The sequence below is a fragment of the Corynebacterium genitalium ATCC 33030 genome (genome assembly GCF_000143825.1).
Lineage (GTDB): Bacteria > Actinomycetota > Actinomycetes > Mycobacteriales > Mycobacteriaceae > Corynebacterium > Corynebacterium genitalium.
On record NZ_CM000961.1, the window covers coordinates 2,205,340 to 2,221,584 of the forward strand.

Genomic DNA, 16,245 nt, shown 5'->3' on the forward strand with positions numbered 1-16,245 from the left:
TTTACGGAACCTGGTAGGACCGGTCCGGAATATCAGTGATGAGCATCTTGCCCGGGGCATGGCAGATGGCCAGCTCCGGCTTGGAACTCATCACGACGGACTGCGGAGTCACGCCGCAACCCCAGAACACTGGGATAGTGCCGGCGGGGATGTCCACGGGGTCACCGAAATCGGGTGCCCCAAGATCCTTAATGCCGATCGCCGCCGGGTCGCCGACATGGATCGGCGCACCATGCACCGCTGGATAGCGCGAAGTGACCCGCACAGCGTCCGCGACGCGGTTAACAGGGATCGGGCGCATAGACACCACCATCGGCCCGCCGAAGACCCCAGCTGGCTCCGTCTCGAGGGTGGTTAGGTACATGGGCACATTGCGCCCCTGCTCAATATGCGCGACTGGAATTCCCTCGGCAATGAGGGCGTCTTCGAATGTGAATGAGCAGCCGATGAGAAATGCCACCGTGGAGTCGGTCCAGTAGCCGGTGGCGTCGGTGATTTCGTCGATAAGCACACCGTGCTTGTAGATCCTGTACGCCGGAATATCCTTGCGAATGTCGCCGCCGGCCATGAGCTCGGAATTAAGTTGGCCTGCCTCGAGAACGCCGAGCACCGGGCACGGCTTCGGGTTGCGCTGAGCGAACAGCAAGAAGTCGAAAGCGTACTTCTGGTCAACCGCAATAAGGTTCGCCTGCGCGTAGCCGGGCGCCCACCCCGCGGTGGTGCCCACGTCGTGGGTGCGGAAGTAGTCCCGCGCGCGGGCGGGATCCTTTTCTACGCCCACAGTGCTGCCAATCCGGAGAGTGAGCGGAAGCCCATGCAGAAGGTTCCTGCGAGCACAATCACTCCTATGACCTTCATCCACACCGGGTAGTTGTATCCCTTGAGTAGATCCTTGCGGAACAGCGCGGCCCACATGACCACGGCAAAACCGATCGGCAGGATAAGCCCGTTGAAGGCACCAGCGAAGATGAGCAGTTTCTGCGGCGCAGTGCCAAGGAGGAGGAACAGGATCGTGCATACCACGATGAACGCCACCGTGAGCCAGTTGCGCAGCTTCACATCTGTCTTCTGCGTGGTCACGAATGTCAGCGAAGTGTAGGACGCACCGATCACCGACGACAGGCCCGCCGCCCACAGCACCAGACCGAAGGCACGAAGCCCGAACTCTCCGGCGGCCTGGTAGAAAGCATCGGCGGCCGTATTGTCCTTGGATAGCACCACGCCGGTAGCAACCACGCCGAGCACCGCGAGGAAGAGAAGCACACGCATGATGCCGATCACCACGATGCCCAGCACAGATGCATTCGAAATATTCTTGATATTCTCCACACCGGTCTGGCCCGAATCAATGATGCGGTGGACACCGGCGAAGGTGATGTAGCCGCCGACCGAGCCGCCGATTAGCGTGACGATGACTGCAAAGTCCACTTGCTCGGGGAGGACCGTCTGCTTCAACGCATCTCCGACGGGCGGCTGGGAGACAATAGCGACGTACAGCATGAGCAGGATCATGATCGCGCCGAGGCCCACAACAATGCGGTCCAGCGCAACACCTGCGCGTTTGGACAGGAAGATCAATACGGCGATCACCGCTGAGATCCCGCCGCCGATCTTCGGGTCAAGGCCGAGCATGGCATTCATTCCCAGCCCTGCACCGGCGATGTTGCCGATATTGAAGATCATGCCGCCTGCGAAGACCAGTAACGACATCACCCATCCCAGCCCAGGAATCACCGAGTTGCCGAGCTCGTTAGCACGCAGCCCCGAGATACCGAGCACGCGCCACACATTCAGCTGGATCGCGATATCCACGAGAATGGAGATGAGAATCGCGAACGCGAAAGCAGCGCCCAACCGGACGGTGAACACACTGGTCTGGGTGAGAAAGCCCGGGCCGATCGAGCTGGTCGCCATGAGGAACACAGCGCCGATAACGGAGCCGACGCCCTTGGGCGCCTCCACTTTTCCGTTATTAGAGGTCTCAACCTCTGCCTTGGTGGAGCCGTCCTGAGTAGTCATCGGGCCCTCCTTTCCTAGGGAGAAAATTTTGCGATTAGTTTAAGGCGTGAACCTACCCTTGCGGACCCGAATGCCGGGAATCGGGGTCCGCTACCCTCAATCTCATGAGCTCATCCACACCGTTCGCTGATTCTCTCTTCTGGTCGCTCAGGTCACCGGAGGGAAAAGAATCCTTTCTCTTCGGAACCCTCCACGTCATCGACGACACGAAGATCGCGTTGCCGGTGAGCGAGCTCGAACAGATCCTCAAGAGCAAAGAGGCACTGTTCGTTGAGATCAACCCCCACGACCTTGATGATCTGCGGGAGCAGGGGCTCGAACAACTCGGCAGCGAAACTGAGATGAGCCAGAAAACTGCATCCGAAACCCTTTCCCCGGAGGACTTAGAGCGGCTTCGGAATGTGTTGAACGCGTCCCCGCGACTTTCACCAATGAAAGATCACCTTGAGCACTTACCCGTTGGTTCACTTGCGCAGCTGGTCAGAGTGGAAACCCAGCTGCGCTCAGAGCTTTTCGACCAGAGCACGTTCGAGCCTGAAACTCACTTCGTCGACGTTGCAATGAAGGAAGAGATTCCGGTTGAATCCCTTGAACGTGTTGAAGAGCAGTTTGCACACATGCACGAAAACGAGGACCTCGCGGAAGCGTTAGACGAGTACTACGCGGACGACGCATTCGACATGTTTGAGCGTTATGTAGAGCAAAACTTGCTACTGGTTCGGGACAAGGACCTGAACTCGCCCGCCATGGTTGAGCGCAATCGTACTCTGGCCAGCAAGCTGGATCACGTGCTGCGCGACAAAGAGGGGTTGGTTCTCGTCGGCGCTGCCCACCTACCTCTCGACCACGGCGTGTTGGCGGGCCTGTCGCGCGAGGGATGGACAGTGCGAAAGGTCGAGCTGCCCGTCGAGCGACGCTAAGTCAGCGCGTTCTCGACAACGTTGAGAGCTTTAGCCCTCGAGCATTTCTCCCAGCTCAAGCCACTCGAGCTCGAGTTCTTCACGCTGTCCGCGCAGTTCTGCGACTTCACCCGTCTTGGCTCCGATGGCCTCGAAATCCGGGGCATCCTCCTGCGACATCGCCGTGATCTGCGCCTCCAACGCGGCCACCTGCTCGTCGAGCTTCTCCATCTTGCGGTCGAGCGACTTCATCTTCTTCGACAGCTCGCGGCGTTCTTGCGGTGAGACGCCAGCCGGCTTCTCCGCAGCCTTCGGCCCGTTCTGCCCCAGGTTGAGCACGCCCGAGTCCTGTTCCATTGCTTTTCTGCGCTCCAGGTACTGCTCAATCCCACCCGGCAAGTTGGTCAAGTCCCCGTCGCCGAAAAGGGCGTACGTGACATCAGCGATGCGCTCGATGAGGTAGCGGTCGTGGGAGATCACCACGAGCGTCCCCGGCCACGAGTCGAGCAGGTCCTCGAGTTCCTGGAGGGTGTCGATGTCGAGGTCGTTGGTTGGCTCGTCGAGAAGCAGCACGTTCGGTTCGCTCATGAGCACACGCGTCAGTTGCAGGCGACGGCGCTCTCCACCGGAGAGATCCCCGACGGGGGTGCGTTGACGTTTGGGCGAGAACCCGAGGCGTTCCGCCAGCTGGGAGGCAGATAGCTCCTTTTTGCCCAGGGTGATGTAGGTGGCCACGTCTTCGACGGCGTCGATAACCCGGCGGGTCGGGTCGAGGTCGTCGAGCTCTTGGCGTAGCCATCCAATACGGGTCGTCTGGCCTTCAACGCGGCGGCCTGCAGCGAGGGGGTAATCGTCTGCCAACGCGCGCAGCAGCGTCGTCTTGCCGGATCCGTTCACGCCGACGAGACCGATCCTCTCCCCCGGCGCGAGACGCCACGTGAGATGGTCCACAAGGGTTCGCCCGTCCGGAGCGTCAATACGTGCGTCCTCCAGCTCGATCACAACGCGCCCCTGGCGCTGCTTGGAAAACGCCATGAGCTCGACCGTGTCGCGCGGGGCAGGAACGTCCGCAATGAGTGCTTCCGCCGCCTCGATGCGGTAGCGCGGCTTCGACGTGCGCGCCGGCGCACCGCGGCGCAACCACGCGAGCTCTTTGCGGGCGAGATTCTGGCGACGCTGCTCAATCGCGTCGGCCTGACGTGCACGCTCAGCACGGGCGAAGGTCCAGTCGTTGTAGCCGCCCTCGTACACATCCACCTTGCCGTCATGGACTTCCCAGGTCAGGGTGGCCACCGTGTCCAGGAACCAGCGGTCGTGCGTGACCACCACGATGGCGAGTTTGCGCTTCATCAAATGGTCAGCGAGCCACTGCACGCCTTCCACATCGAGGTGGTTTGTCGGCTCATCGAGCACAACCAGATCGAGATCACGCACGAGCGCAGCGGCAAGGTTCACGCGTCGGCGCTCACCACCCGACAACTGCCCCACGGGTGTGTCCAACCCGAGCTCAGCCACACCGGTGCCGGCAAGCACCTCGCGGACCTTCGCATTCGACGCCCACTCGAAGACCTCCAATCCAAGCGGCTCCACAACTGCCTGGCCAACGGTCATCTCATCTGGCAGATCGAAACGCTGCGTCACCACCGCCATCCGCAGATCGTTCGTGTGGGACACGCGCCCCTCATCTGGCGGCTCGATGCCGGTGAGCACCTCCAGCAGCGTGGTCTTTCCGCCGCCATTGAGACCGACAACGCCGATGCGGTCGCCTGTTTGCACGCCGAGAGAGACTCCATCCAAGAGCGTTTTCAGCCCCCACGTCTTGGACACATTTTCCAGGTTGATCAGGTTAGCCATGATGTGGCCATTCTAGAGAAGAGCTGCACCACCGACGGGACCCTGTGCGGCGAAACCATCAATGTTTCCTTGCGCCGTGAGCTTATCGACGACGCGCAGCGCCACCGCCTGATCCTCACACAGCGCGGCAATAGTCGGGCCGGATCCAGACACCATTGCCCGGATTGCGCCGGCGTCTTCGGCATCGTGGATGATCTGCTGCAATGACGGCCGCAACGCCAGGGCCGCCGGTTCAAGATCGTTGTGCATCGCCGCGCCGACCTGGTGAGGGTCGCCAGAAAGCAGCGCCCGGGAAATGAGTGCGGTGTCCATGTGCGGGACCATCGAAGCGTAGGTGAAGCGTAGATCGTCGAGCTTCTCGAAGACCTTTCCAGTCGACAGCCCCACCTTCGGGTTGAGAAAAGTAAACCAGTAGGAGCCGCGGCACATCATCGGCACGAGGCTGTCCCCGCGGTCCGTGCCCAACGCGACGCCGCCCATCGCAGCAAACGGCACGTCTGCCCCGAGGGCCTTCAATACGTTGTCTCGATCTTCCGGCTCCACTGTGTACCCGTAGTGGAGCAACAGGGCCTCAGCAGCGACAACCGCGGCAGCCGCATCGGCGGAGCCACCGGCCATGCCGCCTGCGACGGGGATGGTCTTATCTACCTCAATCCGCACTGGCGGCAGATTAGCCCCCTCTGTGTCTCCGGCCGCGCCAGCCAGCGCCTCCACCGCGCGCCAGGCCAGGTTTCGCGGGGTGTCCACATCCTCGTCAGGTTCTTCGACATGAAAGGTCGTGCTTATCGACGCCTCCTCCGCCGGCGTCAAGGTGACCGTCTCCGGCCTGTCGACGGCCATGAACACTGTCGACAACTCGTGGTACCCGTCGGCCCTTGCTTCCCCCACACCAAGGTGGAGGTTCACTTTCCCGTGCGCACGGCCCGAGAACGATTCCGTGAACAGTGGAACTGCGGGTGACATTAGTCAGTCACCTCCGCAAGCCGGACAAAATCCTCCACGGAGAGCTTCTCACCGCGTAGACCCGGGTCAATGCCCGCTGCCCGCAAGGCTTCTTCCGCAGCCGGGCCAGATCCATAGACCCCGGTCAAACACGCGCGGAGGGTTTTGCGGCGCTGGGCAAATGCGGCGTCGATAAGCGGAAAGACCTTGGGCCGCAGCGAGCGGTCAAATGTCTCGTTCACATCAATGCGCACGAGCCCCGATTCGATGTTCGGCGCCGGCCAGAAGACGTTCTTGCCGATCGTCCCCGCCTTGCGCACATCCCCGTAGAAGGACGCCTTCACGCTGGGCACACCATAAATTTTTGAACCGGGAGCGGCCGCGAGACGGTCCGCGACTTCAAGCTGGACCATGACCAGCACGCGGCGGATGCTGGGGAACTCCTCGAGCAGGTGAAGGAGCACGGGCACCGCCACGTTGTACGGCAGGTTTGCCACCAGCGCCGTCGGCTCCCGGTCGAGGTCGGCGTAGGACACCATGAGTGCATCCATGTTGAGCACGGTGAGCTTATCCGCGTCGCTACGCTCGGCGGCAGTTTCCGGCAATTTGGCTGCCAGCCGCGGATCGATTTCGACGGCGACGACGTGATTCGCAACGTCGATAAGCCCCAGCGTGAGCGAGCCCAAACCCGGTCCGACTTCGAGAACCATCTCAGCAATGCCTGGCTCCTCCAGGTCAGCGGCAGCAACGATCCGACGGACCGTGTTCGGGTCGTGCACGAAGTTCTGCCCCAACTTTTTCGTCGGAGAGACCTCGAGCTCCTCAGCCAACGCGCGGATCTCCGCGGGGCCAAGCAGCTGGGAAGTAGTCATGCCCTCCGAGACTAGCGGATACCCAGCGATGCGGTGCACGCTGGCCACGCGCCCCACCCCTGAGCCGCCTGGACCTTCTCAGCGACGGCAATCTGCTGCTCGCGGGTCGCCTGGTCAGCCGTCGGAGCGTACTGGCCGCCACCATAAGCGGACCACGTGGACGCCGCGAACTGCAGGCCACCGTAATAGCCGTTACCGGTGTTGATGGACCAGTTTCCGCCGGACTCGCACTGTGCGATGGAGTCCCACACGGAACCGCCAGCGACTGCCGGTGCGGACGCGCCAGTGTTGCCGCCTGCCTGCTGCTTGCCGCGGGCAATCACAGCGGGGCGAGCCTTACGGGTCTCCTCGCGCTTGAGCACGTCATCGGACTCGACCTTGCCGTTCACGGTGACCAGGCGGCGGGTGACCTTGCGCTCGCCCTTCTCACCCTTCTCGCGGACCTTCTCTTCACCCGGTGCAAGGCTGTCATCGTCGACGTACGTCGGATCCGCCTCGAACTCTTCGGTGGCGGTGCGTTGGGTGATGTCCACGCGCTCAATCTTGACGGCCATATCCTCGGTCACCGGGGTGTTCAGGCTCGGAGTGACGCGGTCGTTAGAATCGATGACCACGCCGCGGGCCGCCAACAGCTCGGCGACAGTACGCGCTGGGGCGGAGGTGTAGGTGGTCTTGCCACCGTCAGTAATGGAGACGATCTTCGGGGAGGTCACGTCGATCGTCATGCCGTCCTCGACGCGCTGGTCGGCGGAGTAGTCGTGAGCGGAGCCGCCGGCAACGCCGGGCATCTCACCCAAGAAGTCATTCACCGTCGCAGCCGTGGTGGTGACTTGCTGCACCTGGCCGCCGTCGATACGCACACCCACCGGCTTCGCGGTACGCACCGTCACGGTGTCACCGTTGGACAGCGACTCGCCCGGTGCCGGGTGCACCAGATCCTTGTCTCCGACATCCACGCCGGCAGCCTCCAGCGCGCCGTCAACACTGCCCGCGAAGGTGTTCAGTTCCGTCTCCTCTCCATTGAGGTCAACGGTGATTGTTTTCTGGGCTGCGGCAGCAGTGGTCGCACCACCAATGACGACAGCTCCGATAGCGCCAGAGGCGATCACTGCACGGGTGGTGGAGTTCTTATTGATCCGACGATGACGTGACATGGAAGATAACAATACGATAACTTCCCATGTTAATCAAGCGAGTTCGCAGGTTGAAGCAGCCGGCCAAAAGTGCTCCTGACCTCATGCGCCAATTCAGTCACATCAACCCCACGAGACTCAGCCACAACGCGCGCAGTATGACCAATCAGGGCCGGTTCATTCCGTGCGCCCCGGAACGGCTCGGGCGTCATGTACGGCGCATCGGTCTCGATCAACACCTGCCCCACCGGTGCTTCGGCAGCAGCCTGACGCAATTCCTCATTGCGCTTGAACGTGACATTGCCGGCAAACGACAAAACGTAACCGCGCTCGATCGCCTCCCGCGCCACGTCGAGAGGTGAAGAGAAGCAGTGCAGCATCACGTGCTTCGGCTGCGGCGCATCCGCGAGGATTCGCATCATGTCGTCGTCGCCCTCGCGGTTATGGATCATCAAGGTCTTGCCCGTCTCACACGCGAGCTGGATGTGCCAACGAAACGCCTCCTCCTGCACCTCGAGCGGGGCGGTGCGCTCCGGGTCATGCTTGAGCCAATAGGTGTCCACACCGGTCTCCCCCACCGCTACGCAACGCTCGTCGCGGGCCATTTCTGAAAGCCGTTCACGCGCGGCGTCGTCAAGCTCATGCGCTCTCGTCGGGTGAATTGCGCACGCCGCGAACACACGCTCGTTGAAGTGGGCAGCCTGCAAAGCCAGCTCCGCTTCTTCCAACCCGTCACCGACGGTGCACATCCGCTCCACACCAGCGTCGACCGCCCTTTCAACGATCGCGTCGACCTCCTCGCGGGTGCGGGCATTGCAGGAGGCGAGGTGCGTGTGGGCATCAATAAGCCCAGCGATTCCTTCGGCTGACACAGGCGTAGGGCGCGGTTTCTTCTTGGACATACCTCCGAGCCTATATTAGGGGCATGTTCACCGACATCGACGATGCCACCCGCGCCCACATCGACCGCGACCTCGCCGAAGCAGCGGTCGCCGGAATCAACGGCTCCATCAGCGACATCGTGGCCAGCTTCGAAGAAACCCTCGGCGAATACCTCGCACTCGACCCCGACCTGCAGCGCGCCTACCCGCGCGGCGACACCGCCCGCATCTTCGGCACCGCGCTCGGCGACGCCTTCATCCGCGAGCACGGTTTCCAATGGCAGATGCTTAACGACGACTACGGCACCGACCTCGTCGTCGCCTCCCCCAGCCGCGACATGTACACCGCGCCCCTCGTCGTGGTGGATACCCGCTTCGAAGATGACGAAACAGGGAAACTGACTGCGTTCATCGCGCAGTTCTTGGGCGAGTAGGGCTGGAAGGGGGTCTGGCCGGTCTGGATGGTCTGGCCGGTCTGGATGGACCCTCTCCCGGCCCGCTTGCGGAAAAGTTGACGAGCTCGAGTGCGAGTTGGCAGCTCAAACCGTTCTGACCTGCGCTAATGGCTCTAGACAGAAAACCAGTTTGTCAACTTTTCCGCACGGGCGCCCTGGCAACCCTAACTCGCAGCACTTCACCCCCCGCTGCAAACGTTGACGAACTCGATTCCGATTTAGTCCCCCAAAAGTCCTTGACCTGCAGGGATTTTTCTACACGGGAATCGAGTTTGTCATCTTTTGCAGGATCGAGCCCAGCAGGATCGAGCTCTGCAGGGGCGAGCCCGGACCCGAGCCCGCTACTGCACCGGTGCCCACTCGGGGCCGGTCCCGCCGAGCTCCGGGTCGAGCTTCGCAATGAGGGGTTGCGGCTTCTCCAAAGGAGTGCCCGGCACAACGTCGACGCGGGACCAGGTTGCCTGCTGCTGTTCGTAGTCACCTGTGATCACCGGGTAGGTCTGGCCGATTTCGGGCAGGCCGACACCGATGAGGTTCATGCCAGCATCGTCATGCTCGGCGTTATCCACGACCTCCTCCACGCGCGGGGATGCGGCCCACACACCGTCGCGGCCGAGAGTCTCGTGCACCTTTTGAGCGGTGTGCGGCAGGAAAGGGGTCAGCATCGCATTGCAATCGGAGACGACTTGGAGGGCGGTCCAGAGGACCGTCGACAAGCGCTCGCGCTGAGACTCGTCCTTGGCCAGCTTCCATGGCTCCTGCTCCGCGATGTAGGCGTTGGCCTCGCCGACGACGTGCATGATTTTGGTGATGGCGTTCTTAAAGTGGGCCTCACCAAGCTCCGCGCCGGCCTCGCCGAACGTGCGGGCAGCCAGGTCGAGAATGCGCTGATCCGACTCGTTCCACGCCCCCGGCTGCGGCACCTCGCCGAAGTTCTTGTGCGCCATGGACACGGTGCGGTTGACCAGGTTGCCCCAGCCGTTCGCCAGCTCGTTGTTGATGCGGCGGACGAACTCGTCCCACGTGAAGTCAGTGTCGTTGTTCTCCGGGCCAGCCACGGCAATGAAGTAGCGCAGCGGGTCAGGTCCGAACTCCGCCAGGAAGTCCTTGACATAGATGACCACGCCCTTGGAGGAGGAGAACTTCGAGCCGGACATGGTGAGGAACTCCGAGGACACAACCTCAGTGGGGAGGTTCAGTGTGCCCAGACGGTGCTCCTGGCCGCCCTTCGTGCCCTTACCTGCATATCCCAGCAGCTCACCGGGCCAGATCTGGGAGTGGAACGTGATGTTGTCCTTGCCCATGAAGTAGTAACCGCGCGTGGCCGGGTCCTGCCAGAAATCCTTCCAGGCGTCCAGGTTGCCCGAGCGGGCAGCCCACTCGATAGAGGCGGACAGGTAGCCGATAACCGCATCGAACCACACGTAGAGCTTCTTGCCTGGGTCGTTCTCCCAGCCTTCGACAGGAACGGGGATGCCCCAGTCGATGTCGCGAGTCATGGAGCGCGGACGCATGTCCTCGAGCAGGTTGAGCGAGAACTTCAGCACGTTGGGGCGCCAGTCTTGGCGCGCCTCGAGCCACTCCTTGAGGGCATCGCCTAGTGACGGCAAGTCCAGCATGAAGTGCTCGGTCTCAACGAACTCCGGTGTTTCACCGTTGATCTTAGAAACCGGATTGATCAGGTCGACTGGGTCGAGTTGGTTTCCGCAGTTGTCGCACTGGTCGCCGCGGGCATCGTCTGCACCGCAAATCGGGCACGTGCCCTCGATGTAGCGGTCCGGCAAGGTACGGCCCGTCGACGGGGAGATCGCGCCTTTGGTCGTCTCCTTGATCATGTACCCGTTGTCGTACAAGCCCTTGAACAACTCCTGCACCACCGCGTAGTGGTTACGGGTGGTGGTGCGGGTGAACAGGTCGTAGGACAAACCCAAACCGGCCAAGTCCTCGACGATCTGGCGGTTGTAGCGGTCCGCCAGCTCCTTGACCGTCACGCCTTCCTTGTCCGCTTGGACGAGCAGCGGCGTGCCGTGCTCGTCGGTGCCGGACACCATGAGCACGTTGTTTCCCGCCATGCGCTGGTAGCGCGCGAACACATCGGAAGGGACGCCGAAGCCGGCGACGTGGCCGATGTGGCGTGGCCCGTTTGCATAGGGCCACGCCACGCACACGAGGACATTTTCGGAGGTGGCGTTGTTCGGGGAGACAGTCATACGCCCCAGCATAAGTGACTACCGCTTGGTGCCGAACATGCGCTGCCGTTTGCGGGCCTTGGCAATGGCATCGCGGTGCATCCGGCGCTCGACAGCCAGCTGGTGGTTGAAGCGCTGCTCCTCCTTCATGTCCAGGTAGATGGTGTCATTGCTGACGTCCTTCACGATGGCGAACATCAGCAGGATGAGAATGACCAGGAACGGGGTGGCAGCCGCGATGGTCACGCTCTGGAGGGAGTCCAAAGCGTCGTCACCGCCCGCGATGAGCAGGGTCAGGCCGACGGCTGCGGTGGCAAGGCCCCACATGCCGGTCAGTAGCGGCTTCGCGTCGGTCTTGCCGTTCTGGGACAGGGAGCCCATCACAGTCGAGGCGGAATCCGCGGAGGTGATGAAGAAGGTGCCCAGCAGGATCAGCGCCAGGATGCCCATGGCGAAACCGCCCGGGAAGGAGTGCAGCAGGTTGAACAGCTGCTCCTCGGACGATCCCTCGCCATAGATGGACTCACCGGTCTGCTCGAGGTGGATGGCGGTGCCGCCGAAAATGCAGAACCACACGGTGGACAAGCCAGCCGGGATGAGAGTGACACCAAAGCAGAATTCACGGATGGTGCGGCCACGGGAAATACGAGCCAGGAAGGTGCCCACGAACGGGGACCAGGAGATCCACCATGCCCAGTAGAAAATGGTCCAGGAACCGAGCCACTCCCCTGCCTCGGTGTCGGCGGACTCGGCAGTGCGCGACGCCATGAGGAAGAACTGGTCCAGGTAGGAACTAATGGCAGTCGGCAGCAGGTTCAGCTGCGTCAGGGTCGGCCCGAAGACGAACACGAAGATGGCCAGCACCGCCGCCACGATCAGGTTGAAGTTCGAAACCCACTGGATGCCCTTGCCCACTCCGGACATGGCGGACAGCAGGAACGCCAGGGTCAGGACACTGACGATGCCGACGGTCAACATGGTCGACGGGGAATCGACGAGTCCGGAGGCCTCCAGGCCAGTGGAAATCTGCAGGGCGCCCAGTCCCAGGGAGCAGGCGGTGCCGAAGATGGTGGCGAAGATGGCGAGGCCGTCGATAAGCTTGCCCAGCCATCCGTCCGCGCGCTTTTGTCCGATGAGCGGGATAAACGCGCTGGACAGCAGCTGCTTGCGGCCGAGGCGGAACGTGGAGTAGGCGATGGCGAGGCCGATGATGGCGTAGACGGACCACGGATGAAGGGTCCAGTGGAACATCGTCTGCGCCATGGATGTGCCCACGGCATCCGCGCTGTCCATGCCAGGCACGCCGTCACGGTAGAAGTTCAGCGGCTCGGATGCGCCGAAGAACATCAGGCCGATGCCCATGCCGGCGGCGAACATCATCGCGATCCAGGACATGGTGGTGAATTCCGGTTGCTCGTCGGAAGCGCCGAGCCGGATTTTGCCGAATTTGGAGACCGCAAGCACCATGACGAACACGACGAAAATAGTGCCGAACAGGACGTACGCCCAACCGAGGTTCTCGATCACCCAGCTGAACGACGCGCTGGAAAAGGCGCTGAAGCTCTCCTTTGCGGCCAGGCCCCAAACGACTACGGCGACCACGATGACGGCGAGCGGGGCGACAATCGCCCAGTCGATTTTCAGGTTCTCGTCTTCGGAGGCACGCTCAATAGCATCCTCCGGGTCGCTGATCTTCTGCTGGTCGCCGTCGTTCCGCGCATCCAGAAGGTCCTGAAGCTCGGCGGTAGCGGGGCGGTTGTGGGTCACGATCGGGTCGTCAGCGTGCGGGTCGATGTTCGGGTCATGCGGATCTGTCATCTTCTCTTCACTACTCACCCACATGACGGTAACGGAGATGTGCGCAGGGTGCACCTTTGCTGACTATTGGCTGCGGGCGGCGATGAAGGCGTCGTAAAGCTCTCCTGCTTTAATTCCCGCATTTTTCGCGACCTCTTTGACTGCATCCTTCAAGCGCATGCCGCCTTTTGTGAGCTTTTCGACGTCCCCCACCAAGTCCTCCGGCTCTACCCCCACTTCGGTGGTGCCGTCGATGACAACGGTGACTTCCCCGCGCACGCCCTCGGCCGCCCACGCGGCGAGCTCGCCCAGGGTTCCGCGGCGGACTTCCTCAAATGTTTTGGTCAATTCCCGGCACACGGCGGCGCGGCGGTCATTCCCGAGGACCTCCGCGGCCTCCTCGAGCGTGGCTGCGGTGCGGTGGGGTGACTCGAAGAAGCACACGGCGCGCTTTTCGGTCTGCAGCGACTCGAGCCATGACCGACGCGCACCAGACTTCCGTGGAGCGAAACCGTCGAAAATGAACCGGCCCACGCCCAGTCCGGACAGAGCGAGCGCGGTGGTCACGGCCGACGGCCCAGGCAGGCACGTCACCGGCACGCCGGCATCGTGGGCAGCGCTGACAAGGGAATGCCCTGGGTCGGACACCAGCGGCATGCCTGCGTCGGTGACGATGAGGACGATGCCTGCACGTGCAGCGTCGATAAGCTCACGCGTGCGCTTGTCCTCGTTGTGGTCGAAGTTGGAGACGACTCTGCCGCGGATCTCCGCCCCGAGCGCTGCCGCCAGGTTGCGGGCCCGCCTGGTGTCCTCAGCGGCGATCACGTCGGCGCGTTCCAGCGCTGCCTTCAGGCGCGGGGACGCGTCACCGATATTGCCCAACGGAGTGGCGGCCACCACGACACCATGGGCGGGAAGAGTGTTGTCCATGCACCCAGCTTGTCACAAGCAGCGCGGGGCACACAGTAAGATCATCACCCGTGAGTTCGACACTAGTGGCCGAGAAAGTGCGCGTGGACCGTCCCGCCCCCACCGCACCTGTGACGGTCCCCTGGGACCGCCGCGACACGATCACCACAGCGGTGGTGGCCGTGCTGGCGTTCTTCACGCGATTCATCGGAGTGACCACGGCAGTGTCGAAAGGCACCCCGGTTTTCGACGAGAAGCACTACGTCCCTCAGGGCTGGGACATTTACCGTTCGTCGTTCAACCCGGTCATCGGCGGTATTGAGTCGAACCCGGGTTACGGCCTCGTTGTACACCCGCCGCTGGGCAAGAAACTCGTCGCACTCGGTGAAACACTGTTCGGCTACACCCCGCTCGGCTGGCGTTTCGTGGCGGCCCTGTTCGGTGCGTTGACTGTGGTGTTCATCATGCTGCTCGCGCGGCGCATCTCGCAGTCGTGGGTAGTGGCGATGTTCGCGGGCATCATTGCTCTTTGCGACGGTGTGCTGCTGGTCATCAGCCGTTTCGGCATGCTGGATGTGTTCATTCTGCTTCCCGTTGTTGTAGCCGCGTGGACGCTCGCGGGAGATATGCGCCAAGTGCATCAGAGGCTTTACAGCGCGTGGCGTGACGGCACCATCGCCGCCTCCGGCCCGTACGGCCCCCGGCTGGGTTTTCGCTGGTGGCGGTTTGCCACCGGTGTCGTACTCGGGTGCGCTCTGGCCGTGAAGTGGTCCGGCCTGTACTACATCGCCTTCTTCGGATTGCTGTCGTCCTTTTATGACGTGTACTTGCGGCGGCGCTACGACGTGGAAAAGCCCGTGGCCGGAACGCTGCTGCGCGACGTTCCATCAGCGCTGGCGTCGATCGTGCTCATCCCGGCAGTTCTCTACTTGTGGTCGTGGCGCGCTTGGTTCGCCTCCGAAACCTCGGTGTACCGCCACGCGGCGGTCGACGGCACCATCGCCGACTCCGACTGGCCTTGGCTGAGCAACCTGCCCGACGCTTTGGGCGGCTGGCTGTACTACCACCTGTCCGTGCTCAACTTCCACAGTGAGCTGACCTCCTCATCCGGCCACTCGCACCCGTGGGACTCTAAGCCGTGGGCTTGGCTGGTGGCGTCGCGCCCGATCCTGTTCTACTCCTCCACCGGCATCGAATGCGCCGGCGGGCAAGAGTGCCGCCGCATGATCTACCTCTTCGGCACACCCGCGATCTGGTGGCTGACAGTCCCGATCCTGCTGTGGGCGATCTGGGCGTGGATCTCCCGTGGTGACCGCCGCGTCATCTTGCCGCTGATCGGCTTTGCGGCGGGCTTTTTGCCGTGGCTGGCGGCTTTCGACCGCCAGATGTACTTCTTCTATGCTGCGCCGCTGGTCCCCTTCACCATCGTGCTCATAGCTTTGGCGCTGGGGAACCTAGCGCAGAAGGGCGGGCCCGTGCCGAAGTTGCACAAGATCGCCGGCTACCCGATCATATGGGGCCAGTTCACGGTGGTGAGCTACTTAGCTGTGGTGATCGGGATGTTCCTCTACTTCTCCCCGATCCTCTACGGCTTTGTCATCCCCGACAGCTGGTTCCAGCAGATCATGTGGCTACCGAGTTGGACCTAGCTACGGCAGCGGGCCCGAACTGAGGCGCCGCAGCGGGTTAGCCAGCCCCTTGTCGGCAAACCACATGAACACCAGCGCAGCACAGGTGAGCAACAGTGTGAACAGCTGCATCCACGGCGCTGTGCCGCTGCCAGAAACGGCCTCCAGCACGACGAAGCCCACCGTGAAGCCGAACATTGCGCCCACGATGAGCAAGATTCCGGGGATTTGAGCAGGCTTCCAAGCAGCAAAAAGCAAGGCGGATGTAATGCCGACATGAACCGCGGCCATCCCGATGAGCAATTGGGCCGTGGAGGAATCATCGGTGACAGCCGTTGCGGACAAGACATAGTCACCGGCCCAGAACGCGTGAACCACACCGAGCACAACTAGGAGGATCCGGCCCACCGCCAACGCCACAACGCGCCGGGAGGAAACGCGGCGGAATTCGCCCTCCACCCCAGCAAAGATGACATCGGAGAGATCTGTAGGCGGGACCATGGCACCATCAGCCTCCACCAGGCTCAAGGAGCTGGTCAGCCGCAGCGACCGTTCCCAGAAGGCCAGGCACTCGGGGCAACCGGCGAGGTGAGCGTCGAGGACGGCGTTGTCTAGGCCGGGGTCTTCACCGTCGATACGCGCAGAGAGCGCTTTTTGCACCTCGCTG

14 protein-coding genes are annotated in these 16,245 nt (G+C 62.4%); 3 read left to right on the top strand and 11 right to left on the bottom strand.

Going from position 1 to position 16,245, the window contains the following annotated elements; all coding sequences use genetic code 11:
* Nucleotide 1: 1 nt before the first annotated feature.
* Together HMPREF0291_RS10395 and HMPREF0291_RS12100 are read right to left on the bottom strand one after the other, a co-directional pair.
* The gene (locus tag HMPREF0291_RS10395) at nucleotides 2-793 is read right to left on the bottom strand and encodes a putative hydro-lyase (protein WP_040424610.1); all 792 of its coding nucleotides are present in this window, start codon (nucleotides 791-793) and stop codon (nucleotides 2-4) included.
* Nucleotides 772-2,019 carry an NRAMP family divalent metal transporter gene (locus tag HMPREF0291_RS12100; RefSeq protein WP_005291282.1) on the bottom strand — a complete coding sequence of 416 codons (1,248 nt, stop codon included), beginning with the start codon at nucleotides 2,017-2,019 and terminating at the stop codon, nucleotides 772-774. Before HMPREF0291_RS12100 ends, HMPREF0291_RS10395 begins: the two co-directional genes overlap by 22 nt.
* Nucleotides 2,020-2,123: 104 nt before the next feature.
* Between HMPREF0291_RS12100 and HMPREF0291_RS10405 the strand changes: the two genes are divergently transcribed.
* Nucleotides 2,124-2,939 (top strand): TraB/GumN family protein, encoded by an 816-nt coding sequence (locus HMPREF0291_RS10405; protein ID WP_005291285.1) that lies wholly within the window; start codon nucleotides 2,124-2,126, stop codon nucleotides 2,937-2,939.
* A gap of 30 nt (nucleotides 2,940-2,969) precedes the next feature.
* Here HMPREF0291_RS10405 and HMPREF0291_RS10410 read toward each other — a convergent pair whose 3' ends face one another.
* The 5 genes from HMPREF0291_RS10410 to HMPREF0291_RS10430 are packed head-to-tail and all read right to left on the bottom strand — an operon-like array spanning nucleotide 2,970 to nucleotide 8,621.
* Entirely contained in the window at nucleotides 2,970-4,772 is a 1,803-nt protein-coding gene (locus HMPREF0291_RS10410) for an ABC-F family ATP-binding cassette domain-containing protein (RefSeq protein ID WP_005291287.1), read from the bottom strand.
* Nucleotides 4,773-4,784: 12 nt separating this feature from the next.
* The gene (locus tag HMPREF0291_RS10415; RefSeq protein WP_005291288.1) at nucleotides 4,785-5,735 is read right to left on the bottom strand and encodes a 4-(cytidine 5'-diphospho)-2-C-methyl-D-erythritol kinase; all 951 of its coding nucleotides are present in this window, start codon (nucleotides 5,733-5,735) and stop codon (nucleotides 4,785-4,787) included.
* Nucleotides 5,735-6,586: a 16S rRNA (adenine(1518)-N(6)/adenine(1519)-N(6))-dimethyltransferase RsmA gene (rsmA, locus tag HMPREF0291_RS10420; protein WP_040424612.1), complete on the bottom strand. Its 852-nt coding sequence runs from the start codon at nucleotides 6,584-6,586 to the stop codon at nucleotides 5,735-5,737. Before rsmA ends, HMPREF0291_RS10415 begins: the two co-directional genes overlap by 1 nt.
* An 11-nt stretch (nucleotides 6,587-6,597) precedes the next feature.
* Nucleotides 6,598-7,740, bottom strand: coding sequence for a resuscitation-promoting factor (locus HMPREF0291_RS10425; protein WP_005291293.1), 1,143 nt, complete (start codon nucleotides 7,738-7,740; stop codon nucleotides 6,598-6,600).
* Between the two features lie 29 nt (nucleotides 7,741-7,769).
* Nucleotides 7,770-8,621, bottom strand: coding sequence for a TatD family hydrolase (locus HMPREF0291_RS10430; protein ID WP_005291294.1), 852 nt, complete (start codon nucleotides 8,619-8,621; stop codon nucleotides 7,770-7,772).
* A gap of 23 nt (nucleotides 8,622-8,644) precedes the next feature.
* Between HMPREF0291_RS10430 and HMPREF0291_RS10435 the strand changes: the two genes are divergently transcribed.
* Nucleotides 8,645-9,034: a DUF3806 domain-containing protein gene (locus HMPREF0291_RS10435; RefSeq protein WP_005291296.1), complete on the top strand. Its 390-nt coding sequence runs from the start codon at nucleotides 8,645-8,647 to the stop codon at nucleotides 9,032-9,034.
* Nucleotides 9,035-9,396: 362 nt separating this feature from the next.
* Here HMPREF0291_RS10435 and metG read toward each other — a convergent pair whose 3' ends face one another.
* From metG to rsmI, 3 genes are read right to left on the bottom strand one after another with little or no spacing between them, the layout of a single operon-like run.
* Nucleotides 9,397-11,265, bottom strand: a complete 1,869-nt coding sequence (gene metG, locus HMPREF0291_RS10440) for a methionine--tRNA ligase (protein ID WP_040423804.1) — start codon at nucleotides 11,263-11,265, stop codon at nucleotides 9,397-9,399.
* An 18-nt stretch (nucleotides 11,266-11,283) separates the two neighbouring features.
* On the bottom strand, nucleotides 11,284-13,086 hold the full coding sequence (locus HMPREF0291_RS10445) for a BCCT family transporter (protein ID WP_005291300.1): 1,803 nt from the start codon (nucleotides 13,084-13,086) through the stop codon (nucleotides 11,284-11,286).
* A 39-nt stretch (nucleotides 13,087-13,125) separates the two neighbouring features.
* Nucleotides 13,126-13,971: a 16S rRNA (cytidine(1402)-2'-O)-methyltransferase gene (gene rsmI, locus HMPREF0291_RS10450; RefSeq protein ID WP_005291302.1), complete on the bottom strand. Its 846-nt coding sequence runs from the start codon at nucleotides 13,969-13,971 to the stop codon at nucleotides 13,126-13,128.
* A 50-nt stretch (nucleotides 13,972-14,021) separates the two neighbouring features.
* Between rsmI and HMPREF0291_RS10455 the strand changes: the two genes are divergently transcribed.
* A complete protein-coding gene (locus HMPREF0291_RS10455) occupies nucleotides 14,022-15,599 on the top strand; it encodes a dolichyl-phosphate-mannose--protein mannosyltransferase (RefSeq protein WP_198002203.1) in 1,578 nt (525 codons plus the stop codon).
* Here HMPREF0291_RS10455 and HMPREF0291_RS10460 read toward each other — a convergent pair whose 3' ends face one another.
* Nucleotides 15,600-16,238: a zf-HC2 domain-containing protein gene (locus HMPREF0291_RS10460; RefSeq protein ID WP_198002204.1), complete on the bottom strand. Its 639-nt coding sequence runs from the start codon at nucleotides 16,236-16,238 to the stop codon at nucleotides 15,600-15,602.
* Between the last annotated feature and the right edge of the window lie 7 nt (nucleotides 16,239-16,245).

What these genes read in the sequence shown, in the direction of transcription:
- HMPREF0291_RS10435 (WP_005291296.1), top strand. Translation starts at nt 8,645, where the DNA reads ATGTTCACCGACATCGACGATGCCACCCGCGCCCACATCGACCGCGAC.
- rsmA (WP_040424612.1), bottom strand. Translation starts at nt 6,586, where the DNA reads ATGACTACTTCCCAGCTGCTTGGCCCCGCGGAGATCCGCGCGTTGGCT.
- metG (WP_040423804.1), bottom strand. Translation starts at nt 11,265, where the DNA reads ATGACTGTCTCCCCGAACAACGCCACCTCCGAAAATGTCCTCGTGTGC.
- HMPREF0291_RS10430 (WP_005291294.1), bottom strand. Translation starts at nt 8,621, where the DNA reads ATGTCCAAGAAGAAACCGCGCCCTACGCCTGTGTCAGCCGAAGGAATC.
- HMPREF0291_RS10425 (WP_005291293.1), bottom strand. Translation starts at nt 7,740, where the DNA reads ATGTCACGTCATCGTCGGATCAATAAGAACTCCACCACCCGTGCAGTG.
- HMPREF0291_RS12100 (WP_005291282.1), bottom strand. Translation starts at nt 2,019, where the DNA reads ATGACTACTCAGGACGGCTCCACCAAGGCAGAGGTTGAGACCTCTAAT.
- HMPREF0291_RS10410 (WP_005291287.1), bottom strand. Translation starts at nt 4,772, where the DNA reads ATGGCTAACCTGATCAACCTGGAAAATGTGTCCAAGACGTGGGGGCTG.
- HMPREF0291_RS10405 (WP_005291285.1), top strand. Translation starts at nt 2,124, where the DNA reads ATGAGCTCATCCACACCGTTCGCTGATTCTCTCTTCTGGTCGCTCAGG.
- rsmI (WP_005291302.1), bottom strand. Translation starts at nt 13,971, where the DNA reads ATGGACAACACTCTTCCCGCCCATGGTGTCGTGGTGGCCGCCACTCCG.
- HMPREF0291_RS10415 (WP_005291288.1), bottom strand. Translation starts at nt 5,735, where the DNA reads ATGTCACCCGCAGTTCCACTGTTCACGGAATCGTTCTCGGGCCGTGCG.
- HMPREF0291_RS10445 (WP_005291300.1), bottom strand. Translation starts at nt 13,086, where the DNA reads ATGTGGGTGAGTAGTGAAGAGAAGATGACAGATCCGCATGACCCGAAC.